The organism is Lujinxingia vulgaris (genome assembly GCF_007997005.1).
Taxonomy (GTDB): domain Bacteria; phylum Myxococcota_A; class Bradymonadia; order Bradymonadales; family Bradymonadaceae; genus Lujinxingia.
Window position 1 is genome coordinate 59,190 of sequence record NZ_VOSL01000060.1, and the last position, 23,600, is coordinate 82,789.

The following is a 23,600-nucleotide window of genomic DNA, read 5'->3' on the forward strand; positions in this document are numbered from 1 at the left end:
CTAAACTCGGTTTACGGCGCGTCGGGGCTCACCGCCTCACCGGCACCGCCCTGCTCCAGGATGCGGAACTCCACGCGCCGGTTGGCCGCGTGCGCCTCGTCGGTGTCTTCGTCGACCAGCAGCTCGGTCTGACCATAACCGCGGGCGACCACGCGCGACGCGTCGACCTGGCCCTGGTTGACCAGGTACTCCTGTACCGCCTTGGCGCGCTCCTCCGAGAGCATCATGTTGTAATCGGCGTCGCCGCGGCGGTCGGTGTGGCCGGCCACCTCAATGAGCATAATGTCAGGGTTGGTGCGCAGGATCAGCGCCACCTGATCGAGAAGATCAAACGAATCTTCCAGGATCACGGCCTTGTCGGTCTGAAAATAGACCTTGTCGAGGATGCGAATCTCGTCTTCTTCGCGCACCGCCTTCTGCACCGGTGGGGGGCAGCCCTGGTGCAGGCGGAGCCCGGGCTCCGTGGGGCAGCGATCTTCCACATCAAGAGTACCGTCGCCGTCGACATCGTCCTGAGGGCAGCCATTGGCCGCGCCCAACCCGTCGAAGTCCTGAGGCTCGGTGGGGCAGGCGTCTTCGCTGTCGGGGATGCCATCGCCGTCCTGGTCGATGATGGGGCAGCCGTCTTCGTCGACGGCGCCCTGCCAATCCTCAGTGAGGCTTTCGCAGCCCTGCTCTTCGATCACCGGGCACCCCTGCGCGTCGCGGGGCCCTTCGTAACCGGGAGGCGCGTCAAACTCACAGACGATCTTTTCGGTGGGCGCGACCTCGCCATAATCGGGGGTCGGCGCCGGCCGGTAGCTCACGCCGAGCAGCCCGCGTTGGGCCGCGCTGCCGATTCCGCCCACAAGTCCGCCGCCCCCGGCCAGGGTGAGCGACCAGGTCTCGGTGGCGGCCCAGCGCACGCCGATCAGCCCCTCCAGCGGCGACTTCGCTCGCGCCGGCTCGGTGAGCACCGCCGAACCATAGAGCTCCGCGCCCACAAAGAGCACGTCGGCAACCGCCTCAAGCTCGGCACCTACGCCGTAGCTCAAGTTAGGACCGATACGCGCATCGTGCGCGTCGTCGGTGCCGCGCAGTCGAGCGCCCAGGTTGGCGGCGAGCAAAAGCCCGCCGGCCGGCGTATCCAGACGGTAGTCCGCCATCACCTTCGGGGTGGCCGTGACGGTGCGCGAGCCCAGATACGCATCCTGGGCGCCGGTCGGAACGCTCAGATCCAACCCGGCACCCAACCCGAAGCGCCCATCGGCCAGCGAGAGGAGGTGCGCCTTGCCGCGCAGCGCCAGATCGCCGACGCCGGCACCGCCAAAGGATTGCCCCTGATAGTCGCCGCTGTTGCTGAAGTAGATCGGCAGCGCCAGCTCCACCTGGTACCGATCAAAGAGGCCGATCCCGGCGCTCAGGTGTGCGGCGAGTTGGCTCTCGATGACCGCCTCGCGACTGCCATCGTCGTATTCCAATACCAGAGGGTCGTTGGCCCAGTTGAAGAGCAGCCCTCCGTAAACCTGGCGATGCTCAAAGGTGCGCGAGCCATCGACCGAGAACACCGCCGAGGGGCTCCACGCCGGCTGAAAGGTCTGCGCATCAAACCCGCCGGCCTCCTGCGCCGCAGCGGTCGTGCTCATCCCCATCAGCGCTGCCAGCAACGCCACGCCCCCTACCTTCCACGTCTTTGCTCGACTCAACGACATCATCCTTTTACTCCAACCCGGCGCGCGGCACTCCGCGCGCTCATCTCATCGACGCTTGTTGCAACCTCGACCACCGGGCCGCCTTCCTGGTCATGAAGTAACCCCGCGTCGATTGCAAACCACCCGCATCTTTTCGCACCACGACCTCTTGACGTCCACCCCCTTCTTGGATAGACAAAGTGCCGCTTGAGCGCGCCAACGTAGCTCAGCTGGTAGAGCAGCTCACTCGTAATGAGCAGGTCACCGGTTCAAATCCGGTCGTTGGCTTTCCGGGACCGACAATGGTCACCGAATCAGGCTAAAAAAGGCTCCCCATCGCGGGGAGCCTTTTTGCGTTTTCGGCCTGGGGGGTTCAGCCCTCGGCGCGCACGCCCTCATAGACTTCGAGCATCCACTGGTAAATGGCCTCGTCTTCGGGGGTGTGGCCGCTGGCCTCGGCGCCGGCGCGACGCACGCCTTCAATGAGCTCGCGAAGCGGCTTGTGGAAGGCGTCGTCCACCGTCCAGAACATCGCGGTCAGCCGCGAGACGTCGCCGTGGGGCTGGCGCGTGTAGCTGACCACGCGATCGAGGTCGGAGCCGCGGCCCATCGCGTCGACCTCGCGCAACATCGCGGCGACCTTCTCTTTAAACTCGGTCACCACGTTATGGTCATCGGGGAGCTCACCCACCTCGCGGCTGCTCTCGACCAGGCGCGCGCTGAACTTCGCGGTGGCAAGCCCCTCGCCGGGCTGGTAGCGCACGTGCACGCTCAAGGTCTGGCCCGCCTCCACGCGCACGTCCTCTTTAAAGGGCGCCAGGATGGCGCTTGAGGCCTGCTGGGAGCTGACGAGCGCCACGCCGGGCACAAGCTCCACCATCGAGCTCAGGCGCAGGCCACTGGCCGTCCCGCCGAGCAGGGCGTTGATGAAGATCGTATCGTCAATGCCTGCCTCATGGGGTCCGGCGCTTGCGAACTCGGTGGTCAGAAAGTGTTTAGACTCGCTCAAGATCGCCACCGGCTCCCCCGGCCGCCCCACCCGGGCAGCCCAGGCCTCCAGCGCTCCGGCTGAGACCGGCACCGAGGCCAGCTCCATCAGCTGCGCCACCCGCCAGGGAATAAGTCGCCCGCCAGGCTTGAGCACGTTGAGCGCCGCGTTGCGCAGCACCGCCGCGTCCGGCCCCTCCATCATCCAGGTCGAGCGCGGCAGGTACATCGCCACGTCAGCGCGCGTCTCCAGCACCACGTCGGTCAGGTCGCCCTGCACCACCTCCACCTTTGCGGCCACGCCCAGGGTTGAGGCCGCCTGCTTCGCCTGCTCACACTGCGCCTCATCCTCCAACATCACCACCACCTTCGACGCCCCGCCGGCGGCCTCGCCGATGTAGGTGGCAGCCTGCCAGCCCACCAGCGCCACGCGCTCCTTGCCCGTGAGCACCTCGGACAGCGCGCGCGCCACCGAGCGGCGCCGATGCGGATCGAGCGCCGCAGAGAGTTGAGTTGCATCTACCGCTTGAGTCGCCGTCGAGCTCATCATCTCCTCCTTGAAGTTATGTCGCAGGTCTGTCGGCCTCTTCTACCACCGGCCTGCCTCGGGCGGCAAACCGCCCGCGCGCTACAAAGTTTGTCAAAGCCCCGGCCCTATGCTAATTCCCACCCTCGACTTTTCTCGTCCACCGGCCCGCGCCTGGCGCGCGAATGCCCAGGGAATTCAGCGCTATGCTTAAGCTCTCCAACCGCCTCGTCGCTCCGATCGCCCTCGTCACACTTTTGCTTTTGAGCTCGATGCTCGGCGCCTGCCGGGCCTCCGACAGCATCAAGCAGGGCAATGAGGGCGAGTTCTGCAACGGGTTTGATGACGACTGCCGCGCGCCGCTGGTCTGCGACGAGTCGGTCTGCCGCAACCCCCTGGGCGTCGAGGGTTACGACTGCCGCACCATGTGCGAGAAGCTCGACACCTGTGAGGCGGCCGACTCCGACTGCCGCGTGCGCTGTGAGAACACCATCCGTCAGTGGAGCCTCGACGCCGTGGAGCAGTTCGGCCGTTGCATCGTCGACGAGCTGACCTGCGAAGAGACCCGCGAGGCCGAGGCACACCAGCTCTGCTACGTACGCCTCGACCTCCCCGAAGATCGTCAGGCCCGCTGCGACGACTTCCTGGCCGCCCGCGGCGACTGCCGTCCCGGTGAGTCCACCGAGCCGCTTCGCCAGGCCTGCTACCAGATGGCCCGCACCCGCAGTGACATCTTCTGGGAGTACAGCGACGCCTGCGCCGAGCGCATCGAAGACGGCGTCTGCGCCGACATCGTCGCCTGCTTCGACCAGGTCTTCGACCTGGAGCCGACCTCCTCTCCAGACAACGCGCCCTGATTGGTTTTGTGCCGAGCCTCCCGGCTCAGCGGCAGCGGCTTAGAGCCGCGCCTCCAGCGCGTCGACTTTCTTCAGAAGGCCCGGATCATCGGAGACGACTTTGAGCGTCCCGAGCCGGGCCTTTATTGCGACCCCTCTCTTGATCCCTTTGCGCGCCTGCAGATCGAGCAGGTGATCGAGCACCCCGTGCAGCGTGCGCTCGCGCGGATGATCGAGCGCCCTGATCAGCACCTCTTCATCGTCGGGCCAGGGGTGGCCGGCGGCCACGAAGTCGTTGATCGCCTTGACCAGCGCCGGCAAGCCCTCAGCCTTTCGCAGGGTATCGACCGCCTCCAGGTACTCCGCCTCGGCGCTCCCCTCTTTGGGCGCGAGCCCTTTGGCCAGCTTCTCAAAACGCTCGGGGGTCTTGCCGCCGGCGGTAAAGAACTTCTCCAGATCGGCTTTGTACGAGGCTGACTCTTTCTCGTCGCGCTGGCTGCGGCGCGGGCCGCGCTGCTCTCGGGTGTATTTGCTGCCGCGGCTCTGGCGGCGATCGTCACTCATACTGGCTCCTGATGGCTTAGAGAACATGAATCCGGCGAACTTCGTCGACCTGATGAATACCCCGGGGGCCGGGGCGTCTCAACACTGCGACCGGGAAACTTAAGCAACACACTCCCGGCCGCTGCATCTCTCCTCCAGCGTCGCGGGCCGTCAGGGCGGCCCGCGACGCGACGAACCTCCCGGAGTCGACCATGAAACGCCTGCCCCCGACCCCTTTCGCCCCGACCATGATCGCTGTGGTGATGATGTGTGCCACGCTGCTCTTCTCGCTCAACGCCTCGGCCCAGAGCCGCGGCTACGATGTTCAGCTCAACACGCTGAGCGTCGAGCGCGACCGCGGGCAGCTCATCATCACCTACCAGGTCGACGCCCGCGACTGGCGCGCGCTGCAGCAGGCCCGCATTCAACCCCGTCTCAACGTCTACCTGCCCGAGGGCTCCTCGCGCGACTTTGAGTTCGTGCAGGCGCTGCGCATTGACGCCCCGCGTGGCCAGGCCACGATGAACCTGGGCCGCCGCGCTGCGGCCTCCCACGCCGAGCTCCGGCTGGTCGGCACCCAGGGCCCGCACACCATCACCACCATACGCCTTGAGCGCCGTCGGCCCGCCCAGACCCTGCGTTTGCCCATCGTCGAGCTGCGTCGCTCGCCAGGCTACCCCGATCGCGACGACCGCTACCATCGTGATGACCGACACGATCGCGATGACCGCTATGGTCGTGACGACCGGCACGACCGCGATGATCGCTACGACCGCCGACGCGACCGCGACGATCGCCGCCCTCCGCGCGCCGGCCGCCCGCATCGCCCCGGACCGCCTCCGCACGCCGGTTACCCGACTCATCCGCACCACCCGCGCCCCGGCGCCTCCCGCGCGCAGATCATTGAAGCCTGTGGCGATCAGAGCCCCTTCCCCTCTCAGGTCACCCACTGCATCGAGAGCGCCACGCTCCTGCCGCCGAGCTACGCCGTGGCCACCATCCGCGCCTGCGGCGACGCCACCACCTTCTCGGGCGACTTCGAGCATTGCATGACCACCGCCTCGGCCTACCGCACCCCGCCTGCCCCGGCGATTCGCGCCTGCGGCGAAGCGACCTCCTTCTCCAGCGACTTGCGCGGCTGCATCTCGGCTGCCGCCGGCTTCCGCCACCAGCCTGCTCCGGTCATCCGGGCGTGCAGTGAGGCGACCACCTTCTCCAGTGAGTTCCAGCAATGCCTGGACGCCAGCCGCGCCTGACCGCCTCCCCCCCTTTCTGACATCAACTCGGCAGGTCCCCAACACCTCGCCAGCGCATCAAAGCGCTGGCGAGGTGTTTTGCGTTAGCTCTTCGGCTCGATGATGACGACGCGGTCGCCGGCACCCACCGAGTCCCCCTCGCTCACCTCGATCGCTTTGATCGTCCCGTCGACCGGGCTTGTGATGTTGGTCTCCATCTTCATCGCTTCGGTGGAGAGCAGCGTATCGCCGCGGCTGACCGCATCGCCCACGGCCACCGCGATCGTGAGCACCTTGCCCTGCATCGGCGCTCCGACCTCCCCGGGCCTGGACTTGTCAGCTTTGGGTCGGGCCCCGGAGCTGAGCTCGGCCGACGCGTCGATGATCGCCACGTCGCGGGGCTGCCCGTTGAGCTCGAAGTAGACGCGGCGCGTGCCGTCATCGCGCACCTCGCTGATGGCTTTGAGTTCGATGACCAGCGTCTTGCCCTCCTCGATCTCCACCATCGTCTCGTCGCCCACCTCCATGCCGTAGAGGAAGGGCACCGTCTCCAGGATGCGGTACTCGCCAAACTCCTGGATGGTGCGCGCAAACCCGGCAAAGACCTTCGGGTAGAGCGCGTAGCTGATCGCCTCGCGGCGCGTGGGCTCGCGGCCCAAAAGATCCCGCAGCTCCTCCTCCTTCGCGCCCCAGTCATAATCCGCCATGCCCTCGCCGGCCCGGCCGGTTAGGGGCTTGCGGCCCTTGAGCACGATGGACTGCAGCTTCTCGGGGAAGCCCCCGTAGGGCTGGCCCATATTGCCGTAAAAGAAGTCGATGACCGACTGCGGGAAGTCGATGTCTTCGCCGCGCTCGGCCATCTCGTAGATCGCCTCAAAGCTCAGGTCGTTCTGCACCAGGAACATCGCAAAGTCGGCCACCACCTTACTTGTCGGCGTGACCTTAACGATGTTGCCCATCTCCTGGTTGACCCGACGGTAGGTCTGTTTGACCTCGGTCCAGCGCTCGCCAAGGCCGAGCTGAATCGCCCGCGGACGCAGGTTGGAGTACTGCCCGCCGGGGATCTCGTGGTTGTAGACGTCGGTCGTCGAGGATTTAAGGCCCGACTCAAAGGGATAATAGATCTCGCGCAGGAGCTCCCAATGCTCCGAGAGGCGCTCCAGAGCCTGGCTGTCGAGATCGGGCTGGCGCGTCTGCCCCTCCAGCGCGCTGACCACGGCGTTGAGCGAGGGCTGGCTGGTGAGCCCGGCCATCGAGCTCAGCGCGCAGTCCACCACGTCGACGCCGGCCTGCGCGGCCATCAGGTACATCGCCACCCCGTTGCCGGAGGTGTCGTGGGTGTGCAGGTGAATCGGCAGGTCCACGGCCTCCTTAAGCGCCTCCACCAGCACTTTGGCCGAGAAGGGCTTCAGAAGGCCGGCCATATCCTTGATGTTGAGGATATGCGCCCCGCGACTGGCCAGCTCTTTTGCAAGGTTCGTGTAGTAGTCGAGCGTGTACTTGGTCTCGTCGGGATCGAGCACGTCACCGGTGTAGCAGATCGACGCTTCCACGATCTTGCCGGCGCGGGCGACCTCCTCCATCGCCAGCTCCATGTTGGGCACGTAGTTGAGCGCGTCGAAGACCCGGAAGACGTCCACGCCGGCCTGGGCGGCCTCCTGCACAAAGGCGCGCACGACGTTGTCGGGGTAGTTGGTGTAGCCCACGGCGTTGGCCCCGCGCAGCAGCATCTGAAAGAGCGCCCCGGGGATGGCCTGGCGCATGCGCGCGAGCCGCTCCCAGGGATCTTCCTGCAGAAAACGCATGCACACATCGAAGGTCGCCCCGCCCCACATCTCGTAGGAGAAGAGCCCGGGGAGCATATGGGCGGTCGCCGGGGCGATCTCCAGCAGATCGTTGGTACGCACCCGCGTGGCCAGAAGTGACTGGTGGGCGTCGCGGAAGGTCGTGTCGGTGACGAGCAGCGCCTCCTGGTTGCGGATCCACCTGGAGAGCCCCTCGGCCCCCTCCTGCTCAAAGACCGCGTAGGCGGGGCTTGTGGGCGGCTTGCCTTTAACCTTCGGCGCCTTCGGCACGATCAGCGGCTGCGGCCGGGCAAAGCGCGTGGTGCTGCCGGGCGGGCCGTTGACCGTAATGTCGCCCAGCGCCATCAGCGCCTTGGTCCCCCGGTCACGGCGCGGCGCGTACACAAAGAGCTCCGGCGTCTCGTCGATGAACCGGGTGTGGGTGGCGCCGGCCAGAAACTGCTCGTGACGCACCACCCGCTGGAGGAAGGGGAGGTTGGTCTTCACCCCGCGAATACGAAACTCCGCCAGGCTGCGATCCAGCCGCCGCGCGGCCTCGCCAAGGTCCTGCCCCCAGGCCGAGACCTTCACCAGCATCGAGTCATAAAAAGGCAAAATCTCCGAGCCCGAGCCCCCCACCCCGGCGTCCAGGCGAATGCCGTGGCCGGCCGCGGAGCGGTAGGTGATGATGCGCCCGGAGTCCGGCGCAAAATTGCGCTCCGGATCCTCGGTAGTCACCCGCGCCTGAATGGCCTGCCCTTTGCGTTTGATGGCCTCCCGCCCCTCAATGCCGATGCTCGCGTCGCCGAGCTTCGCGCCCTCGGCCACCCGAATCATGGCCTGAATCAAATCGCGGCCGGTGATCATCTCGGTGACCGTATGCTCGACCTGGATGCGGGTGTTCACCTCGATGAAGTAGATCTCAAAGCTCCCCTCCCGCTCCTCGACCAGAAACTCCACGGTGCCCGCGCTGCTGTAGCCCACCTCCTCGGCCAGGCGCAGGCTGTACTCGTAGAGCTTCTCGCGCACCTCGTCAGCGAGGTTGGGCGCCGGCGCCAGCTCCACGATCTTCTGCATGCGGCGCTGCACCGAGCAGTCGCGCTCAAAGAGATGCACCACGTTGCCGTGGGTATCGCCTAAAAGCTGCACCTCGATATGGCGCGGGTTGACCACATAGCGCTCCAGAAAGACCGCCGGGCTGCCAAAGGCCGCCTGCGACTCGCTGCGCGCCGAGCGCACCGCCTCCAGAAGCTCGCTCTCCTGGTTAACCACGCGCATCCCTCGCCCGCCCCCGCCGTGGGCGGCCTTCACAAGAAGCGGGTAACCGATGCTGGCCGCAGCCGTCATCGCCTCTTCCTCGGTCTGCACCGCCCCGCCGCTTCCGGGCACCACCGGCACCCCGGCGCGTTTGGCCACCTCGCGCGCGGCCAGCTTGTCGCCCAACGCCCGCATCACCTCCGGCTGCGGGCCGATCCACACCAGCCCCGCCTCGATCACTTTCTGCGCAAAGTCGGCGTTCTCGCTCAAAAACCCGTAGCCCGGGTGAATCGCGTCGACCCCCTTGGCCAGCGCCAGCTCGATGATCGCGTCCCCGTCCAGGTACGCCTCCACCGGCTTGCCCTCCTCGCCAATCTGATAGGCCCGGTCGGCCTTGTAGCGGTGGATCGCCAGCCTGTCCTCAAAGCTGTAAATCGCCGTCGTCGCGATCCCCAGCTCCGTGCACGCCCGAAAGATTCGAACCGCGATCTCCCCGCGGTTCGCCGCCAACACATTTCGAATCTCTCTCGCCATAGCCGCACAACCTCACTCAAAAAGGAGTCACATTCAGCAAAAACGCCGACCGCACGCGCCTAACCATGTCTCTGTAAATCGCCCCCAGACCATAGCCCACCCGACGCGTCGCGTCATGCCCCCAACTCTCATCACCATCCCCCCGGCGGCGAGCCTTTTGCTGTTTTTTTGATCAGGTTTTTCATCCAGGGGCAGGGCTCAGGCCCCTTAGCTCGCGTTCTGTTCGCAGCAGATCGGCCACTCAGACCCCTTAGCTCGCGTTCTGTTCACAACAGATCGCAAGCTCAGACCCCTTAGCTTGCGTTCTGTTCACAACAGATCGGCAACTCAGACCCCTTAGCTCGCGTTCTGTTCACAACAGATCGGCCACTCAGACCCCTTAGCTCGCGTTCTGTTCACAACAGATCGGCCACTCAGACCCCTTACCTCGCGTTCTACTCAGGTAAATCGGCAACTCAGACCCCTTACCTCCCGTTTTACCTGGCCAGATCGCAAGCTCAGACCCCTTACCTGCCCTTCTGTTCACGACAGATCCGCTACTCAGCCTCCTTGTATCGAGTCCTCCCGGGCCCCCCGGCCACGCACGCTCGGGGTGGGCACAAGACCCACCCCTACGGACATCGAGGAGAATCACGACCAAAAATGTCCTCAGAGCGGCAACCGACTCCAAACCCATGATCAAAACATCGGCGCGGCAACCTCCACCCAACCCATGGCCGAAAAAATGGCGAGCCTTGCGGCTCGCCATTGTCGTTATGCACCTCTGGGAGTGGCAGCGCGCTCCCCATCCTTTACTTGAAAACTTGAATGCGCTCTGCGGCTTGTTCGACGACCTCGCGGGGTTGGGCGACGCAGAAGCGTACGAGGTTGCGGCCGCCGTCGGTGGCAAAAAAGGCCGAGCCGGCGACCGAGGCCACGCCCGCTTTTTCCAGGATATGCATCGCCGAGGCTCGGGCGTCGTTGAGGCCGAAGCGGGTCACGTCGGTGAGGATGTAGTAGGAGCCCTCGGGCACGTGCGGGGTGAGCCCGGCCTGGACGAGTGCATCGCAGAAGAGGTCGCGGTTGGCTTTGTACTTTTTGCGGATCTCGTCGAAGTAATCGTCGCCGATGACCTCAAGGGCGCGGGCCAGGCCGTGTTGCAGGGGCGTGGGCGCGCAGATGTAGAAGAGGTCGTTCACAAGGCCCATCGGGCCGGCCAGGTGCGCGGGCGCGGCCACGTAACCCAGGCGCCAGCCGGTGATGGCGAAGGTTTTGGAAAACCCCGACATGGTGATCGTGCGCTCGAACATCCCCGGCAGGGTCGCCAGGCTGACATGCTCCTGCCCGTCGTAGACGAGGTACTCGTAGATCTCGTCGGTGATGCCCAGCAGGTCGTGGGTTTTGCAGAAATCAGCGATGACCCCGAGCTCGTCGCGGCTGAAGACTTTGCCGCTGGGGTTGCCGGGGGTGTTGACCAGCACGGCGCGGGTGCGATCGGTGCGCAGGCGCTCCAGGTCTTCGGGGTCAAAGGACCAGTCCGGCGCCTTCATCGTGATGACTTTCGGCACGCAGCCGGCCACGCGGATGGCGTTGACGTGGTAGCCATAAAAGGGCTCAAAGACGATGATCTCATCGCCCGGGTTAAAGAGCCCTTGCAGTGCGCAGATAAAGGCGCCGGCCGAGCCGATCGTGGTGACGAGCTCCGTCTCCGGATCGACCTCGATCTTATTATAGCGCTTGAGCTTTCTGGCGATGGCGAGTCGCAGCTCGTCCACGCCGTCGAAGCGGCTGTAGGTGCTCAGGTCTTCGCGCACCGCCTGCGCTGCGGCTTCCAGAAGCTCCGGCGGCGAGGGCAAGGGGCAGACGCCCTGGCCCAGGTTGATGCCGCCCAGACGGTTGCATTCGCGGGTCATCGCCCGGATCTCGGACTGCTGCAAAAAGCCAATGCGTTCGCTGCGAAAATCCTGAGTACTCATCGACAGACTCACTTGCTGAGGTAGGCAGTCAGAAGATCCAGGGTGGCGCGAAGGTCGCCCTTATGGACCATCTCGGTGACGGTGTGAATGTAGCGGGTGGGCACGCTCAAGGTGATGGCGCGGCTGCCGGCGCGGGCGCGCTGCATGGCGCCGGCGTCGGTGCCGCCCATCGGCAGCACTTCGTACTGGTGGGTGATGCCTTCGGATTCGGCCAGGTCGACGAAGGTGTCGACGAGCGCTTTGTTGCTGATGGTGTAGCCATCGAGAATCTTGATCGCCACGCCCTTGCCGAGCTCCGTGATCTGCTCTTCGCCCGGGACCCCGGGGGTATCGACGGCCAGGGTGGTGTCGATGGCGATGGAGATGTCCGGCTCGATGGCGTAGCCGCTGGTGATCGCGCCGCGAAGCCCGACCTCTTCCTGCACCGTGAAGACCACGTAGATGTCGTATTTGTCGCTGGCCTGAAGACGCTCAAGCAGGCGCACGCCCACCCAGCACGCCACGCGGTTGTCGAGGCATTTGCCCGTGACCATCTCGCCAAGCTCGGTGAACTCCTGCACCAGCGTGACCGGGTCGCCCGGGCGGATTTTGGCGGTGACGGTCTCTTTATCGAGGCCGGTGTCCACAAAGAACTCGGCCATCTTGGGGATCTTGGTGCGATCTTCGGGCGCGGCGATGTGAATCGGGCGTCCGCCGGGGTTCATCACGCCCTCGATCACCTCGCCGTCGCGGGTCTGAATGCGCACGCGGCGGGCGAAGAGGTTGCGGTTATCAAAGCCGCCGGCGTTGTGAAGGCGAATGAAGCCCTTGTCGTCGATCAGGCGCACGTAGAAGGCGATCTCATCCATATGGCAGGCGATCATCACCTTCTGGACGTCGGTGGCACCCTCGGCCGGTTTCTTGCGGCAGATCAGGTTGCCCATGGCGTCGGTGGTGATCTCATCGGCCAGGCCTTTAACCTTGGACTCGATAAACTCGCGAACCAGCTCTTCACGACCCGGGGCACCGGGCATCTCCGAGAGTACTTTGAGAAGATCCATCTACAACCTCACTTCGCACAGCGATACAGAAAAGGAGTCAGGGCGCGCGCCAGAGGGGCGCGCACCGGCGGGAGGTCGCCTTGTACTACCAGCGCCCGGCCGGTACAAGGCGCCGGCCGGCTCCCCACGCCTGAAGCGCGCGGATCTGCCGCAGGCCCGCGGCCGGATTTTCCTTTACAATCCCTGAGCCTCTGGCAAAGATGCCGCCGCCTGAGCCGCATCCACTCAATCGCCCCACGCGGGCATCGCGCGATAAAGGAGCACAACATGGCTGATAATCACGACGAACATGAAGGCCCCCTCCACCAGGCACCCTGGGTTCCGGTGGTCACCGTGGGCATCTGCTTCGGTGTGGCCGCGATCATTCTGATCGCCAAGATGCTTGCCCACGCCTGAGCCTTTCGATCTGCACGACGAAAAAACGCCGAGACGACGCGATCGTCTCGGCGTTTTTTTATGCCTGGTGGGACGCCGGGCGGGCGGCGTTCAGCCGATCTTTTTGATGCGCAGGTGCGTGCTGATCATCGCGCTTCCGCTCAGGCCGAAGAGGAGCACCAGGGGGTGAAAGCCCCAGCCCAGAAGCTCCAGATTGCCTCCCCAGAGAGCGGCGCCGTAGGCGCCGCGGTCAAAGGCCACCGCCATCACCAACACCAGCACAAGGCTCGTGGGGATGGGCGTGCCCTCATAATAGGGCACCTTGCCGGTGCCCTGGCTGAGCTCGGCCGCGGTCACGTTGTAGCGAGCCAGACGCGCGATGCCGCAGACCACGAAGTAGATGAGGACGACCGCGTCCCAGCCTCCGCGCATGCCTAAGGTATAAGCCAACACGGCGGGCGCGACGCCAAAGGAGACGATGTCGGCCAGAGAGTCCAGGTCGGCGCCTAGCGCGGAGTGCTTGCGGCGCCAGCGGGCCACCGCCCCGTCAAAGAGATCAAAGACCAGCGCGAGCGGCAGAAGCCCGAAGGCCCACCACACGTAGAGGTCGATCTTCTCGTCCATGTAGTTCAGACAGCAGAAGATCGCGGCCACACCGCAGGCGGCGTTGGCCATGGTGATGATGTCGGCCAGCGCAAAGGAGCGCAGCATCTCAAAACGTTTGCGGCGCGCAGGTTGCGCCGGCTCGTCCCATTCATCTGTTGAGCTCATGAGGCTCCTACGGTCGCGCTCTCTTCCAGCGACTCCCAGTCAAATTCCACCATCGCATCGCCCCCAAGCTCCCGCGCCAGCTTGCGGTCAAACTCCAGCATCTCGGCCTCGGCCATGCTCAGCGTCTCCTCATCGCTGGAGAAGATCGTCTGGCCAAAGACCACCTCGCTCGCGGCGCGCTGGCGCGCGCTCTCGGCCGCACCCAGCTGCCGGGCGACCTGGGGGAAGAGGTAGAGGGTGCGACCGTCCTCTTCCACGCGGATCTCCCCGTCAAAGTCGGCAAAGACTTCGTCGCCGCGCGGGTGGGTCTCGAAGATCTTCGCGTCCACCGGCCTCGCCACCCCGTCGGTGGCTGCCGAGAGGTAGACGGCCTCAATAAGCTCGCGACGCTCGTTCTCGCGTTGGGCGCGCTTGAGCTTGCCGCCGCGGGCAAAACGACGCGCCAGCGGGATCGCAAAAAACATCAGGCTGAAGAGCACCGGGATCACCCCCAGCACAATCGACACCCCGGTACTCAGCCCGGTGACACCGCCCAGGATAAACGCGCCCATGATCAGGTTGAAGGTGTTAAAGATCGCGATCCAGGTGTTGGTCGAGCCCTTGTTGCCGGTGAGCGGCGGCACGGTGACCTTGCGCGTCCAGATGGGTTTGGGGGGCTGCAGGTGGTCGTCGGCGCCGGCCTCACTGGTCACGCGCAGATCGTCAAAGCGGTAGATCAGCGTGCCGTCGGCGGCCACGTCAATATCGCCGCGAAAACGCACGGTGGCGGCGGTCAGGGCCTGATCGGCGTCTTCGAGACTCAGACCGGTGCGAGAGGCCCAGTCGGCCGCGGTGATGCGCCCCTGGCGGGCGCGCACAAAACGCGCAAAGGCGCGCTCCGCGGCGAGCTCGTCGCGGGTGATCTCGGGCCCAAAGACGAACTGGAAGATGCGCTTGTAGAGGGGAACTTTGGGGCGCTCCACCTTGCGCCGCGGGCGCCTTCGGCGCCGCCGCCCTCCCCCGAAGTCGCTGAACCAGCTGATCCAGAAGACCGTCTCCAGGATGCGCGCGATCAGGTAGACCGGCAGCAAAAAGACATCGCCCAGATCGTCGTTATCCTGCGAGGTGGCCGCGGCGATGCCCGCAATCGCCAGCGCCAGCAAGAGCAGGATGAAGGTGGCCGTGTACCCGATGAGCACCACCATGATCGAGACCTTGAAGATCCAGGTGAACGCCGCCCAGGCTTTCTTTTTGAAGTCATACCAGCGCCGCCCCTTCTGGTAGCCGCGGGCTTTGAGCTGGGGGTCGAAGCGGTAGAGCAGGTTGCCATCATCGTCGACGTCGAGGTGGCTCTGATAGCGCTCAAGCATCTTGCGCATGGCGATCTCGGTCTCCTCATAAGGGAGGCCGGTCTCGGCGGCGACATCGCCCACGGTGGCCACGCCGCCGCGCTTCTTCAACGCGCCGCGGATGCGGTCTTCCAGCTCAAATGCGCTCGCTTGCTGCGCCATACGTCTTTGCCTTTGGATAAATCAACATACTGCCAGGAGGGGGGCAGGAGGCCTGTGGCACCTACCCGACGATCACCGCGCCGGTGGCCGCTCAACCAACCGCTCTCAGCCCTCGAAACTTCCTCGCCGACCCTCGCCATCGGCAAAGCGGGCCGCGCCCCGCTCTGCTTCAGATCTAATCGCGGGCTGGCCGAGCTCAAACTCCCGGGCGATGGCCCGGGCCTCGTCCAGGCCCCATTGCTCCAGCGCGGAGCGGCGGTCGGAGCGCAGGCAGGTCTGCGGAAAGCCGGCGATCTGCTCCGCCCAGCGCACCGCTTCATCGAGGGCCTTACCGGGCTCAACAAGGCGGTTGACCAGCCCCCAGCGGTGCGCCTCCCCGGCGTCGACGGGCCGGCCGGTGAGGATCATCTCCATCGCGCGGCTCTGCCCGATGAGCCGCGGCAGGCGCACGGTGCCGCCGTCGATCAGCGGCACGCCGAAGCGGCGGCAAAACACCCCGAAGGTCGCGGTGCGTGCGGCCACCCGAAGATCGCACCAGATGGCGAGCTCCAGGCCCCCGGCCACCGCAAATCCTTCAACCGCGGCGATCACCGGCTTGTTGAGCACCATGCGCGTGGGGCCCATGGGCCCTGCCCCCTCGGGCTCCAGCCGGTTTCCCCGGCCGGCGGCAAAAGCCTTTAAGTCGGCGCCGGCGCAAAAGGTGTCGCCGGCGCCGGTGAGCACGGCCACGTGCAAATCGTCGCGGCGCTCGAAGATCTCAAAGGCCTCGACGAGCTGCTCGGCGGTGGGGCGGTCGACGGCGTTTCTATGCGCGGGGCGGTCGATGGTGACCACCCAGATCGGGCCGCGCTGCTCCACGCGCACCGTCTTTGCCGAGGAGGGCTCGGCCTTCGAAGAGGAGGAGCTCAAAAAACCCCTCCCCGCGCGCGTGCCACCATCGTTGCAGCCAACTCGGTGGCGTAGAGCATCGAGCCGGCGTCGGCCACGCCCTGCCCGGCGATGTCGTAGGCGGTGCCGTGATCCACCGAAGTTCGGATGATGGGGAGCCCCAGGGTGATGTTGGCGGACTCCCCAAAGTGCAGCAATTTCAAGGGGATAAGCCCCTGGTCGTGGTACATACAGATCACGGCATCATACGGCATGCGATCGCCTCGGAACTTCGCAAAGAGGGTGTCTGCAGGCCAGGGGCCGCTGATCGCGGCGTCGGCGAACTCCCGGTCCAGGTCGGCCACCGCCTGGTCGATCCACACCAGCTCCTCATCGCCCATATGCCCGCGTTCGCCGGCGTGAGGGTTTAAACCGCAGACCGCCAGGCGCGGATGCTCCACCCCAAAACGCGCCTTGAGACCGGCCAGCGTCACCGCGCAGATCTCCCGAAGCAGGGGAGCGTTGAGGCGCTGGCTGACCTCCGAGAGCGCCACGTGCGTGGTCACCAGCGCCACCTTCAGGCGCTCGCCACCGAGCATCATCACCACCCGTTCGCTGCCGTAATGGGCCTGCAAGACCTCGGTGTGACCGAGCACCGGCATCCCGGCCAGCTCAAAGAGGGCCTTGTTCCAGGGGGCGGTGACGATCGCGTCGGCCCTCCCCTGGTCGACGTCTTCCATTGCGCGCTGCAGCGCGCGCCACTGCACGAGCGCCGCGCGACGGTCGAGCCTGCCCACCGGGCGCTCCGAAAAGTCGAGCTCCGGCCCCACCTCCACCACCTCGAACTCGCCCGTGTACCCGAGCGCCCGGGCCTCCTGACGCATCACCTCAGCGCTGCCGTAAACCACCGCCTCTATGGAGCTGTGCGTGGCATCGAGGTGCGCCAGGGTCTTGACGATGACCTCCGGCCCGATGCCCGCGGCATCCCCCATGGTGAGCGCCAGGCGCACCGGCGTATCGGGCATCTCAGTAGCGGATATCGACATAGGCTTTGGCGCGAAGGGTCTGAAGGTAGGCTTCGATCTGGCGGTTCATCGCCTGCTCCTGGAGCTCGGCACGGATGCGAGCGCGCTGCTCAGCGGCCGCCTGGGCGACGCGCTCCTCGCTCTCGACCACCTCGATGATGTGGTAGCCAAAGGGCGTGCGCACCGGCTCGGAGAGCTGGCCGGGCTCCATGGCAAATGCGGCCTGCTCAAAGGTGGATTCGAGCTGGCCGCGGCGAAACTCCCCGAGCATGCCGCCCTGATCCTGGCCCGGGCCTTCGCTGTGCTCGCGGGCAACCTCGGCGAAGTCGGCGCCCTCTTCGACCATCGCCCGGAGCTCGGAGGCGCGCTGACGCGCGGCGGCCTCAGCGGCCTCACCCTCCCCGTCGACTTCGACCAGGATGTGGCGCACGCGAATGTAGCGCTCGGTGCCCGACGATCCGTGACGACGGCGGTAGATCGAGTCGATCTCCGAGTCGGCCACCGTGGCGCTGCGACCGCTCAGGCTGACCATGCGCATGCGCAGGAGGTTGTCGCGCACGACCTCCCGGTAGGTCTCAAAGTCGATGCCGTACTGGGCCACCATCTGCATGAACTGCTGCTCGTCGAGCCCCTGCTGCTGGCGTAGCGCGCGCATCCACTCGTTGACTTCCTCATCGCTGACCGACTCCCCGACCTCGGCGGCGGCCTGGTTGATCAGCAGGCGATTGACCAGGTCGTCGAGCACCTCGCGCAGCACCTCGTCGCGGCGCTCCGGGTTCTCGAGCACCCGCGCGCTGCGCCCCTGCTGCACAAGGTAGGTGCGCGCCTCGTTCTCAAGCTCATAGAGGGTGACGATCTCATCGTTCACCTGTGCCACCACCCGATCGATGATGGCGGCGTGCGCCGTCGCGGGCATCGCCGCGCTGATGACGCCGGCGCCGGCAAAGGCCAGCAGCGCCAGCGCGGCCAGCAAAAAAGTTCGCAGCAGGATGAATCGACTCATTACGCACGCTCTCAATGGGTGAAACCTGACAGGTCTAAAAAGGTCAAAACGGTCAATCGTCGGTCCGGGCGGCAGCCTCACCGGCGCCCTGGTCGCGCACCGGCAGCCGCGGAAGATCGCGCAGACGCATGGGGAGCGCGGCCTCGGGGGCTTCGACGGTGGCCAGCACCTCGTCATCGATCTCGATGGTGGCCTCGGCCATCAGCCGCTCCACAAGCTCCGTGCGCAGCTGACGCTTCTTCTCTTCGAGAAGGCGCGTGCGCAGCTCGCGCTCCACCTCGCTCAACGCCGGCTGGCGCGCGGGCTCTTCCTCGGCGACAAACACCACCACCCAGCCACGATCATCCTCATAGGGGTTTGAGGCCTGGCCCACGGGTGTCTCGAAGATGGCGTCGGCGCCGGCCACCGGCTGGCCTGCCTCCACCCAGCCCCGCGCCCCGCTGCGATCGCCGGTGCTGCGATCGAAGGAGTACTGCCCGGCGAGCTCGGCGAAGGCGTGGAGCGCCTCCTCGGTGGTGGGGTGAGCCTCTTCGACAAAGCGTCGGCGCAGGCGCTCGGCCTCCTCGCGGGTCTGGGTCACAAGCTCATAGACCATGCGGCGGGCGGGCCGCGCAAAATCCTCGCGATTGGCGTCGTAATAGGCCTGCAGCTCCTCTTCGCCCACCGCCGCCCCGCCCTCCTCGCGCAGGTGTTCGGCGAGCATCAGGCGCACCATCACCTCGCGCATGGCGTGGCGCACCTGCGGGCTCTCGCCAAGGCCGGCCTCCTCGGCGGCGTCGGCCATCACCTCAAACTGCACCACGCTCTTTAAAAAATCTTCGCGCTGCTCCGGCGACTGCAGCCGGGCGCGGGCGTGCGGGGCGAGGCTCTCGATGCGCCGCTCAAACTCCGCGCGCGTGATGGCCTCACCGTTGACCCGGGCGACCACCTGTTCCTGGCCCGGGGCGACCTCGTCGGCGCGCTCCTGGCGCGGCGCATCGTCTTCGGCCGAGGGTTTTTCAGGCGCGCACGCCGCCAGCAAAACGCCGCCGATCACCATCCCCACGAGCTGTACTCTTCCCATGTTCATCATCATCTCGACCCCACCCTACAACGCCAGCAGTTGATTGAGAACGCTGCGCGCGGTGCGCATCAGCTGCGCCGACTCATCGACCTTGAGCTTGTAGATCAACTTCATCTCGGCGGTCAGGCGCCAGCGCCCGCCGCTGGTGTTGACCAGATCGAGCACCGCGGCCGGGTTGAGCGGGGTGCGCGGATCGAGCTCCATCGCAATGGCGCTCATGCCGGCGTCGAGGCGAGCGGCGCCCAGACGGCGGAGATCGATCTTCACGCTGATGAGATCGCGCAGGTTTCGCACCGAATTCGGCGGCTCGCCAAAACGATCGACGAGCTCCTCAAAGATCATCGCCAGCTCATCGCCCGAGCGCGCCAGCGAGAAGCGCTTATAGAACATCAGGCGCAGGCTGGTGGCCGGGATGTAGGTATCGGGGATGTACGCCTCCACCGGGATGTTGACCTCCGGCTCAAGCTCATCTTCGAGCTCCTGGCCACGGATGTCAGCGATCGCCTCCTCCAGAAGCTCGGTGTAGAGGTCGAGGCCGACGGCCACCACATGACCGGATTGATCGTCGGAGAGCAGGTTACCCGCCCCGCGGATCTCCAGGTCGTAGCTCGCCACGTGGAACCCGCTGCCAAGGTCGGTGTAGGTCTGTATGACCTCCAGGCGTTTTTGCGCATCATCGGGCAGCGTGCGCCTCGCCGGCACCAGCAGATACGCGTACGCGCGCTGGCTTCCACGACCCACTCGCCCCCGCAGCTGGTAGAGCTGGGAGAGCCCGAACATGTCGGCGCGGTTGACGATGATCGTGTTGGCGTTGGGGATATCCAGCCCGCTCTCCACGATGCTCGTGCACAAGAGCACGTTAATCTCACCGCGAATGTAGGCGTACATCACCTCTTCGAGCTTACCCTCGGCCATCTGACCGTGGCCGATGCCGATGCGCGCCTCCGGCACGATCTCGCGCAGATGACGAGCCATCTCCTCGATGGTCTGCACGCGGTTGTGCACAAAGAAGACCTGCCCGCCGCGGCCCAGCTCGCGCATGATCGCCTCGCGCACCACCGAGTCGCTGAATTTGGCCACGTGCGTGCGCACCGAGAGGCGGTTATGCGGCGGGGTGGCGATGATCGAGAGGTCGCGAATCCCCAGCATGCTCATCTGCAGGGTGCGCGGGATCGGCGTGGCCGAGAGCGTGAGCACGTCGATGTTGGCGCGCATCTTCTTGATCTTCTCTTTATGCGCCACACCGAAGCGCTGCTCCTCATCGACGACCAGAAGCCCCAGCTCCTTAAACTCCACATCTTTGGAGAGGATGCGGTGGGTGCCGATGAGCACATCGATCTTGCCTGCGGCGGTATCGGCCAGGATCTCTTTGATCTCTTTGGAGGATCGGAAGCGGTTGATGGCCGCCACCCGCGCCCCGAACGCCTTGACGCGTTTCTCAAACGAGATGGCGTGCTGCTCGCTCAAGAGCGTGGTGGGCACGAGCACGGCGACCTGCTTGCCGTCCATCACCGCCTTCATCGCCGCGCGGATGCCCACTTCGGTCTTGCCAAAGCCCACGTCGCCGCAGATGAGCCGGTCCATCGGCCGCGACTTCGACATGTCGTTGAGCACCTCGTGAATGGCCCGGGCCTGGTCAGGGGTCTCATCGAAGGGGAAGGCCTGCTCGAACTCCTCATAAAAGGCGTCGGGCGGGCTGAACTTGATACCCTTGGTCAGCTCGCGTTTGGCATAGAGCGCCAGAAGATCACCGGCCAGCTCGCGGATGTTCTCTTTGACCTTCTCTTTGGTGCGGTCCCAACGCGTGCCCCCGAGCTTATCGAGCGCGATGTTGTCGCCGCCGCCGATGTACTTCTGCACGCGCCCCAGGCGGTAGACCGGCAGGTAGAGCTTGTCGCCGCCGGCGTACTCGATGTGCAAAAAGTCGTTGCCGATCCCCTCCACATCCAGGTGGGCGATGCCCCGGTAGCGGCCGATCCCGAAGTCGACGTGCACCACCAGGTCGCCGTCGTTGAGATCTTTAAAGTGGGTGATGGCGGCGTGTTCGGTGATCGACTTCTGCTGGTGGGTGACCACCCGCTGACCGAAGAGCTCCACCCCGGAGATCAGCGCCACCCCTAAGAGCTCCGACCTGAAGCCTGCGCTGAGTTCGCCGGCGTACACCTCCAGCACGTCGGCCGGCGGAGGCACAGGCTCGCTGATGTCGACAGGCGCGCTGAGCACCATTGCGTCCTGGCCATAGCTGTTTAAGAGCTCCACCAGGCGCTCGGCCTGCGCGCCGGTGCGGCACGCAAAGCAGATGCGCCCGTAGCGCTCCTTCCACCCGTCGAGTTTCTCGGAGAGCGCCTTGACCGTCTGCTCCACGCCCTGGAAGTGCTTGCGCAGCGCGATGATGTCGTTGTTCTCGCGCACCCGAAACTCCAGGTGCTCCTTCGGCACGGGCCAGCCTCGCTCCTGCACATCTTCGATCATCGCGACGCGCCGCCACTCCACCGGCTTATGCGCACCCAGCCAATCGCCAAGCGCGTCAGGGCGACGGTAGTAGGCCTCAACCTCAAAGACGTAGTCTTCCTCGGCGCGGGAGGCCTCGAACTCGCCAAGACGCTTCTCAAAGAGCGTGCGCGCCTTCGCCATAAAGGCCGAAGGCTCCAGCACCACCACGATCGCGTCGGCGGGCAGGTAGTCGAGAAGATCGCCCATCTCCTCATAGAGCGCCGGAAGCAAGGCCTCCATGCCCACCACGTGCAGCCCGGCCTGAAGATCGGCGATCAGATCGCGAAGATCGCTCGAGGGCCTCCCCATCTCGGCGCTGAGCGCGCGCAGGGTTGCGATCGCGCGCGCCACGCCCTCTTTGTTGAGGATGGCCTCGCGCACCGGGAAGATCTCGCAGTGGCCGCGCTCCTGAAGGCTGCGCTGGGTCTCTTTATGGAACTGGCGGATCTCGGCGATCTCATCGCCCCAGCGCTCCACGCGCACCGGGTGCTCTTCGTGTGGCGAGAAGATGTCGACGATGTCGCCGCGCACCGCGAAGGTGCCGGCGTCTTCGACCACCGGAACTTCCGAGTAGCCCAGATGCGCCATCATCTCGCGCAGCCGCTCGTTATCGAGCGCATCTTCGATGGTGAGACGGTGGGTGTGCTGCGAGAAGGTCTCCGGGGCCAGCGTACGCCGCATCGCCGCGCCCACCGAGGCCACGGTGTAGCGCGGCGGTTTTTGCGCGCGCAGCGTGTGCAGCGCGGCCAGGCGCGCCATCGTGACGCGCCGATCGGCGGTGGCCTGGTAAAAAGGCCCCACATCGTAGGAGGGGAAGTGCACGACCTGCTCTTCGAGCCGCCCGTCTTCGGGGATCAGCCCCTCGACCTCGCCAGGATCATCGCCGGCGCCGCAGAAAAGGCGCAGGTCGGTGGCCAGCCGCTCCGCCTGGCGCTCCTCGGAAGTGAGCACGACCACCGGACGCCGCAGCTTCGCCGAGAGGTGCGCGAGCACCGCTGACATCAACGCGCCGGCGCCGGCCTGCACCTCCACCGGATGGTCTGCTCCCACCAGCTCCGAGAGTCGATCGACCGGATAGCGCTCCTCGCGCTGCGGCCGCGCCTCTTCTTCTTGCCCCTCTTGTATGGCCACTGCGAACTCGTCGGACACCTTCACCCTCGCTTGTCTCGTACCATCACACGCAGCTCACCGCTGGCAGGCGTATGAAGCCCGGCGGGTGTAGTCTGCGCGCCTTGCCGCTGTCAAACACGCCCACCCCCGATGGGATTTCATCAGGGCCGGACGCTGGCCCACTCCTTGCACAACTGTGTGGGCAGTGTGGCAGCCGGGTCGTCTTTGAAACCCGCCGGTCTGGATCACAGGCCAGCTTGACCCCGGCTCGCTACATACGTAACGTCTTGAACGTCCCCGCACTCCGCACCACCGCAAAAAGCTGCCGGCAGGTGGCCTTATCGAAGGTGCGGATGGTTTGACTGGATCACCGAATGAGGATCCCATGAACGCGATGACTCACTTAAAAGGTAGGCTGGTCGAAGCCCTGACGCGTCTTCATCACGAAGAGAGCGGCGTGGCCTACACCGAATACCTGATCATCTTCTCGCTGATCTCGATTGGCGCGACCATCGCGTTGATCTCGACGGCGGTCTACGTCAAAGCCTACCGCGACTTCCTCGTGTGGTGGCTGGCCCACCCTGCGGTCTGAGGTCGTGGGGACTCGATCCCGAGGATCGTGCCAGATTGGCACACTTCGGGTTCAAAGTTGCACCGAATCACCCCGTTTCACTTTTTTTCAACACCTGGCACACTCGTTGCTGTAATACTCACCCGAAGCGCCCAAACAGCGCGTCGAGTGAATCTTCACAAACCGGCCTGTCGACTGGCAGACCAAACCCCTGGGAGGCACCCCCGATGGAAAACGTCAAGAACCTGCTCATCTCGCTGCACAACGACGAAGACGGCGCCACTGCCACCGAGTACATCATCCTGCTCGTGCTCATCGCCTGCTTCGTGATCATGATCGTCAAGGCCTTCGGTGGCACGGTCGCTAAGAAGTTCCAGGATGCGAACACCGACGTTAAGACCAACGTCGACTTCTCCAGCCGCCCGACCGGCTGATCGACGCCTGATCGCGACCTGGAGCACCTTG

At 65.5% G+C, this 23,600-nt stretch carries 18 protein-coding genes and 1 tRNA gene; 6 read left to right on the top strand and 13 right to left on the bottom strand.

Annotation, left to right across the window (positions count from 1 at the left end; translation table 11 throughout):
• Nucleotides 1–11: 11 nt before the first annotated feature.
• On the bottom strand, nt 12–1,694 hold the full coding sequence (locus FRC96_RS15780) for an OmpA family protein (RefSeq protein WP_146975846.1): 1,683 nt from the start codon (nt 1,692–1,694) through the stop codon (nt 12–14).
• A gap of 191 nt (nt 1,695–1,885) precedes the next feature.
• Between FRC96_RS15780 and FRC96_RS15785 the strand changes: the two genes are divergently transcribed.
• Nucleotides 1,886–1,958: transfer RNA gene (locus FRC96_RS15785), tRNA-Thr, on the top strand.
• A gap of 85 nt (nt 1,959–2,043) precedes the next feature.
• Here the strand turns inward: FRC96_RS15785 and FRC96_RS15790 are convergent.
• Nucleotides 2,044–3,204, bottom strand: a complete 1,161-nt coding sequence (locus tag FRC96_RS15790; protein WP_146975847.1) for a class I SAM-dependent methyltransferase — start codon at nt 3,202–3,204, stop codon at nt 2,044–2,046.
• Nucleotides 3,205–3,389: 185 nt separating this feature from the next.
• On the opposite strand from FRC96_RS15790, the gene FRC96_RS15795 reads away from it, so the two are divergent.
• Nucleotides 3,390–4,040 carry a hypothetical protein gene (locus FRC96_RS15795; RefSeq protein WP_146975849.1) on the top strand — a complete coding sequence of 217 codons (651 nt, stop codon included), beginning with the start codon at nt 3,390–3,392 and terminating at the stop codon, nt 4,038–4,040.
• 39 nt (nt 4,041–4,079) lie between these two features.
• Here FRC96_RS15795 and FRC96_RS15800 read toward each other — a convergent pair whose 3' ends face one another.
• Nucleotides 4,080–4,583, bottom strand: coding sequence for a hypothetical protein (locus tag FRC96_RS15800; protein ID WP_146975851.1), 504 nt, complete (start codon nt 4,581–4,583; stop codon nt 4,080–4,082).
• A gap of 191 nt (nt 4,584–4,774) precedes the next feature.
• On the opposite strand from FRC96_RS15800, the gene FRC96_RS15805 reads away from it, so the two are divergent.
• Nucleotides 4,775–5,818 carry a hypothetical protein gene (locus FRC96_RS15805; protein ID WP_146975853.1) on the top strand — a complete coding sequence of 348 codons (1,044 nt, stop codon included), beginning with the start codon at nt 4,775–4,777 and terminating at the stop codon, nt 5,816–5,818.
• An 83-nt stretch (nt 5,819–5,901) separates the two neighbouring features.
• Here the strand turns inward: FRC96_RS15805 and FRC96_RS15810 are convergent, their stop codons facing one another.
• From FRC96_RS15810 to FRC96_RS15820, 3 genes are all read right to left on the bottom strand, one after another.
• Entirely contained in the window at nt 5,902–9,372 is a 3,471-nt protein-coding gene (locus tag FRC96_RS15810; protein ID WP_146975854.1) for a pyruvate carboxylase, read from the bottom strand.
• A gap of 791 nt (nt 9,373–10,163) precedes the next feature.
• The gene (locus FRC96_RS15815) at nt 10,164–11,327 is read right to left on the bottom strand and encodes a pyridoxal phosphate-dependent aminotransferase (RefSeq protein WP_146975856.1); all 1,164 of its coding nucleotides are present in this window, start codon (nt 11,325–11,327) and stop codon (nt 10,164–10,166) included.
• Nucleotides 11,328–11,335: 8 nt separating this feature from the next.
• Nucleotides 11,336–12,367 carry a M42 family metallopeptidase gene (locus FRC96_RS15820; protein WP_146975858.1) on the bottom strand — a complete coding sequence of 344 codons (1,032 nt, stop codon included), beginning with the start codon at nt 12,365–12,367 and terminating at the stop codon, nt 11,336–11,338.
• 267 nt (nt 12,368–12,634) lie between these two features.
• Between FRC96_RS15820 and FRC96_RS22685 the strand changes: the two genes are divergently transcribed.
• Entirely contained in the window at nt 12,635–12,763 is a 129-nt protein-coding gene (locus FRC96_RS22685; RefSeq protein WP_283808960.1) for a hypothetical protein, read from the top strand.
• Between the two features lie 90 nt (nt 12,764–12,853).
• On the opposite strand, the gene pssA is transcribed toward FRC96_RS22685, so the two are convergent.
• From pssA to mfd, 7 genes are all read right to left on the bottom strand, one after another.
• Nucleotides 12,854–13,513, bottom strand: coding sequence for a CDP-diacylglycerol--serine O-phosphatidyltransferase (gene pssA / locus FRC96_RS15825; RefSeq protein WP_146975860.1), 660 nt, complete (start codon nt 13,511–13,513; stop codon nt 12,854–12,856).
• Nucleotides 13,510–15,003 carry a hypothetical protein gene (locus FRC96_RS15830; RefSeq protein ID WP_146975862.1) on the bottom strand — a complete coding sequence of 498 codons (1,494 nt, stop codon included), beginning with the start codon at nt 15,001–15,003 and terminating at the stop codon, nt 13,510–13,512. Before FRC96_RS15830 ends, pssA begins: the two co-directional genes overlap by 4 nt.
• A gap of 105 nt (nt 15,004–15,108) precedes the next feature.
• Nucleotides 15,109–15,912 carry a crotonase/enoyl-CoA hydratase family protein gene (locus FRC96_RS15835; RefSeq protein WP_146975864.1) on the bottom strand — a complete coding sequence of 268 codons (804 nt, stop codon included), beginning with the start codon at nt 15,910–15,912 and terminating at the stop codon, nt 15,109–15,111.
• Nucleotides 15,909–16,916, bottom strand: a complete 1,008-nt coding sequence (gene pdxA / locus FRC96_RS15840; protein ID WP_146975865.1) for a 4-hydroxythreonine-4-phosphate dehydrogenase PdxA — start codon at nt 16,914–16,916, stop codon at nt 15,909–15,911. Before pdxA ends, FRC96_RS15835 begins: the two co-directional genes overlap by 4 nt.
• A complete protein-coding gene (locus tag FRC96_RS15845; protein ID WP_230470318.1) occupies nt 16,897–17,898 on the bottom strand; it encodes a peptidylprolyl isomerase in 1,002 nt (333 codons plus the stop codon). Before FRC96_RS15845 ends, pdxA begins: the two co-directional genes overlap by 20 nt.
• Nucleotides 17,899–17,950: 52 nt before the next feature.
• Complete coding sequence (locus tag FRC96_RS15850) at nt 17,951–18,967, bottom strand: peptidylprolyl isomerase (protein ID WP_230470319.1); 1,017 nt, start codon at nt 18,965–18,967, stop codon at nt 17,951–17,953.
• A gap of 18 nt (nt 18,968–18,985) precedes the next feature.
• On the bottom strand, nt 18,986–22,603 hold the full coding sequence (gene mfd, locus FRC96_RS15855) for a transcription-repair coupling factor (RefSeq protein WP_146975870.1): 3,618 nt from the start codon (nt 22,601–22,603) through the stop codon (nt 18,986–18,988).
• A gap of 346 nt (nt 22,604–22,949) precedes the next feature.
• On the opposite strand from mfd, the gene FRC96_RS15860 reads away from it, so the two are divergent.
• Together FRC96_RS15860 and FRC96_RS15865 are read left to right on the top strand one after the other, a co-directional pair.
• Nucleotides 22,950–23,156 carry a hypothetical protein gene (locus tag FRC96_RS15860; protein WP_146975872.1) on the top strand — a complete coding sequence of 69 codons (207 nt, stop codon included), beginning with the start codon at nt 22,950–22,952 and terminating at the stop codon, nt 23,154–23,156.
• Nucleotides 23,157–23,362: 206 nt separating this feature from the next.
• Nucleotides 23,363–23,569 carry a Flp family type IVb pilin gene (locus FRC96_RS15865; protein ID WP_146975874.1) on the top strand — a complete coding sequence of 69 codons (207 nt, stop codon included), beginning with the start codon at nt 23,363–23,365 and terminating at the stop codon, nt 23,567–23,569.
• The last annotated feature ends 31 nt before the right edge of the window (nt 23,570–23,600 follow it).

What these genes read in the sequence shown, in the direction of transcription:
- FRC96_RS15805 (WP_146975853.1), top strand. Translation starts at nt 4,775, where the DNA reads ATGAAACGCCTGCCCCCGACCCCTTTCGCCCCGACCATGATCGCTGTG.
- FRC96_RS15850 (WP_230470319.1), bottom strand. Translation starts at nt 18,967, where the DNA reads ATGAACATGGGAAGAGTACAGCTCGTGGGGATGGTGATCGGCGGCGTT.
- FRC96_RS15830 (WP_146975862.1), bottom strand. Translation starts at nt 15,003, where the DNA reads ATGGCGCAGCAAGCGAGCGCATTTGAGCTGGAAGACCGCATCCGCGGC.
- FRC96_RS15810 (WP_146975854.1), bottom strand. Translation starts at nt 9,372, where the DNA reads ATGGCGAGAGAGATTCGAAATGTGTTGGCGGCGAACCGCGGGGAGATC.
- FRC96_RS15790 (WP_146975847.1), bottom strand. Translation starts at nt 3,204, where the DNA reads ATGAGCTCGACGGCGACTCAAGCGGTAGATGCAACTCAACTCTCTGCG.
- FRC96_RS15780 (WP_146975846.1), bottom strand. Translation starts at nt 1,694, where the DNA reads ATGATGTCGTTGAGTCGAGCAAAGACGTGGAAGGTAGGGGGCGTGGCG.
- FRC96_RS15865 (WP_146975874.1), top strand. Translation starts at nt 23,363, where the DNA reads ATGGAAAACGTCAAGAACCTGCTCATCTCGCTGCACAACGACGAAGAC.
- FRC96_RS15795 (WP_146975849.1), top strand. Translation starts at nt 3,390, where the DNA reads ATGCTTAAGCTCTCCAACCGCCTCGTCGCTCCGATCGCCCTCGTCACA.
- FRC96_RS15860 (WP_146975872.1), top strand. Translation starts at nt 22,950, where the DNA reads ATGAACGCGATGACTCACTTAAAAGGTAGGCTGGTCGAAGCCCTGACG.
- FRC96_RS15815 (WP_146975856.1), bottom strand. Translation starts at nt 11,327, where the DNA reads ATGAGTACTCAGGATTTTCGCAGCGAACGCATTGGCTTTTTGCAGCAG.
- FRC96_RS15845 (WP_230470318.1), bottom strand. Translation starts at nt 17,898, where the DNA reads ATGAGTCGATTCATCCTGCTGCGAACTTTTTTGCTGGCCGCGCTGGCG.
- pdxA (WP_146975865.1), bottom strand. Translation starts at nt 16,916, where the DNA reads ATGTCGATATCCGCTACTGAGATGCCCGATACGCCGGTGCGCCTGGCG.
- FRC96_RS15820 (WP_146975858.1), bottom strand. Translation starts at nt 12,367, where the DNA reads ATGGATCTTCTCAAAGTACTCTCGGAGATGCCCGGTGCCCCGGGTCGT.
- pssA (WP_146975860.1), bottom strand. Translation starts at nt 13,513, where the DNA reads ATGAGCTCAACAGATGAATGGGACGAGCCGGCGCAACCTGCGCGCCGC.
- FRC96_RS15800 (WP_146975851.1), bottom strand. Translation starts at nt 4,583, where the DNA reads ATGAGTGACGATCGCCGCCAGAGCCGCGGCAGCAAATACACCCGAGAG.
- FRC96_RS22685 (WP_283808960.1), top strand. Translation starts at nt 12,635, where the DNA reads ATGGCTGATAATCACGACGAACATGAAGGCCCCCTCCACCAGGCACCC.